Below are 3162 nucleotides of genomic sequence, written 5' to 3'. Positions count from 1 at the left end.
CCGGCAAGGTCTATATCCTCTATCACCGTTTCTCACGAGAGACATATGGTGACATCATAAATCTTCGTGGCACCGACAAGAGGGAAGTACAACTTAATTATGCCTCTGTGCATCATCAACTAAGACTACAGGCACAGAAGATTGAACGCAGGATACAACTGTCCTTTGACAAGTATAAAGGTCTTATATCGAAGATAAATGCGTCGCTGGAAGGAACAGGCCATTCGATACCATTCCCGACACCCAGAAGGGCGACTGAATCAGGTAAGGTCCGTGGTATGGACGAATACATGCTCAACAGCGGTGTGTATATTACCAAGGCTCTTGACGCCATACCCTCGGAGTTGCGGGAGAAAGTCATGCTCAGGGTCCGTAACAGTGATCTGACAAAAGGTGTTGATGTCAACATAGACGAGAAAGCCAATAGTTTCAGCATGGGCAATACGGCATCGGACAACATAGAGAACCTTACAGCGGGGAATGCCATCTACAATAAGAAGAACAGGAGTATCGTCCTCAATTCAACCGATTCTGAGGACGTGATCAAGAAACTCTTTCATGATGATTTTGTCGCTTATGCCAAGTATCTGGAGAAGGTAGGATATATGCCTGAAAGCATGGTGGCACGTAGTATAAAGAAGGCCGGTGCTTATAGATTGCTTAATGATGATGTATTTTATGACGAGAAAGATTATTCAAAAGTCAATGAGGCGTTATTTGCCTACTACATGATGTTCCATCTGTCCAACAATGCCTTTGATGACATCAACGGTAGTGTGATGAACTACAAGAATGTCGTTGACCAGGTGAAACGTATGGGGCCACAGAACACACCCAAACAACTGATCAATACCAATGTCAAGATAGGCAACCATTTTGTAGGTTCATGTACTACAAAGAGCAAGTACATACCTATCTATGACCTGTCGGTGGATTTCAACCTCGCTGATGATCTTAAGGGTAAAATAGACAAGGCCACTGATGGTGAAAGTCTGTTGTTGCCATTATACAGAAAGATGTTCGAGATATCTTCCGGTGGACGAGACTATTCTGTCTCCGGCAAGGGAAGCATGATCAAGACCTTGTCTGTTGAGTATGATCCTATAATCGGTAAACTGACAGAGATAAAGCATGCCGCCAAGTTCATCACCGAGCATAACTTCAATAACTCACAGGCATACCGTAACATGGTCATGGACGGTTTTAAGGCACAGGACCAGTTACTTGCCAATGATGAGGTCCTTCAGTCCTTGCCCGATGGTCACGCATACAAGGACTTCTCATGGTATGAGCGATTTGTTGATTATTATGATCAGACAGGCAGCATGGATAAGGCCGTTAATATGCTGTTCAACGACATGAGGGATTCACAATACCAGGATAATGGTGAGGCGTTGTATAACGCATTGGCCAATTCAGTGGTTTATGGATATAATCCTTTGAGTACGATAAAGACTTCGGCAAATGCCATCAATTTCTATGACCCACGTATAGAGAAGAATGAACTGCCGGGAATGCCTTCATCCTTCGTCTTTGACGAAATAGATAATTCCAAGATAGGTGTCGTGCTCTTCACCGAGCAACCTATGGACGGGAGCAAGAAACAGGCGCCACCGCAACAACTGGAAGCCTTCATGGGCATAAGCAAATTCAGGTTGACAGGCGACAATGCTGCCTATGACACCAATCCTGGTATGGCAATAAACAAGATACGCAAAGAGATATACCTTGAATCCGTCAAGATCATAAACAAACAGATAAATGATGTTGTTCCACAGGGTATGGAGCGTAAACTAGGACAACCGTTGTTCAATGCCATTGACTGGTTGGCTGATGACGTGCTTGATGACAAGCGTGACCTGTCTTATGCCATGGCACAGTTTGAATGGTTTATGCGTGATCATGCCCGCAGAGGTATGGCCAATGCATCTATCCAGGGTAATTATGTGGATATGTTGTCCAGTGATAAGATCACCAGGGAGATACCACAGATGCGCAATAAGATGGTGCAGTCCTACCGTCAGTATATCAATCAGAAGGCCATACGTCCTGGGATGACCGGCATGCGTGTCGTGCAGGCTACAGGTATATTCCATGAGTTCTATCAGTTGAAGGCCGGTGAGGATATACTATTCACTCGCGATGAGGCTCTTGATTATCTTGGTCTGGAGAGTAGGTCTATTAAGGATTTTGAACGACTGGAACCGTTGATCCTTGCAGAATTCACTAAACGTGGGTTGAAGGACATGAGGATAGAAGGCGAAGAATCGAGACATGGTGAGATCGTCATGCCGTTCATCTTCGCCAAGAAGCTCGGATTACGTGATGATGAGACCATGCGTGATATTTTCACGCTTACCATTGATGGTGTCGATGTCAATGTCAAGGATATGGACTATGATCGGATGATTGATGAAGTCAAAGGCCAGACACTTGACACTCGGTTCTTTGATAGCTTCCTCATACGTAAGGCATTGAAAAATATAGGGTTCGGCGTGGATCAGGAGATGCTCGATAAGGTCAACAACGGTAGTATAGACGTTACTCAGGTCATAAAGGAAGCCGAAAGGATAAAGAACGATGTAAGAAAGTCCCTTACGGTATTTGCGAACCGTGTCCCTTCCAACCGTCTTGCATCAGGAGGCTGGATGGACATAGTAGGATTCCATAAGGATGGTGCCGAGGCATATATCCCCGCCGGATTGACGTTACTCAACGACTCCGACTTTGATATTGACCAACTGGCAATCTATTTTCATAATCTTGATCATGAGGGACATATGAGTAAGGATATGATTGATATTCTGCAATCAAAGATATTGGATATCATGGAGCAGGTGTATATGGCAAAGGAGAACCAATCTAATATCTTCCTCAAATCGAATATCGATAACATACAGACCGTTGCCGATAAGGAGAGTACGGTCAACAAGATTGCGCCGTTCAACGCCAATACGCTCTATGCGTTGAATGAGACCTATGCCAACAACAAGGGTGGTGCCGACGCCATAGGTATCATGGCCAATACCCTCAGTGCCAGCGCATGGCTACAGACGATAGGTGACAATGACAGGATAGTGACCGGGAAAGATAACCCTATGAGGAATATCCTTGACCGGCGAATCATTGGTGGTAAGAGTTCTCTTGTGGTCATGGTCGGTG

General features: G+C 44.9%; 1 protein-coding gene. It reads left to right on the top strand.

Annotation, left to right across the window (positions count from 1 at the left end):
* Positions 1-278: 278 nt before the first annotated feature.
* Positions 279-3162: hypothetical protein (locus tag WCX19_RS14995; protein WP_373009548.1), on the top strand; the 2884-nt coding region annotated here is incomplete at its 3' end.

Source organism: Methanoregula sp., from assembly GCF_041663825.1.
GTDB lineage: Archaea > Halobacteriota > Methanomicrobia > Methanomicrobiales > Methanospirillaceae > Methanoregula.
Note: the sequence above shows the minus strand (reverse complement) of the source record. Positions and strands in the feature narration are given on the sequence as shown.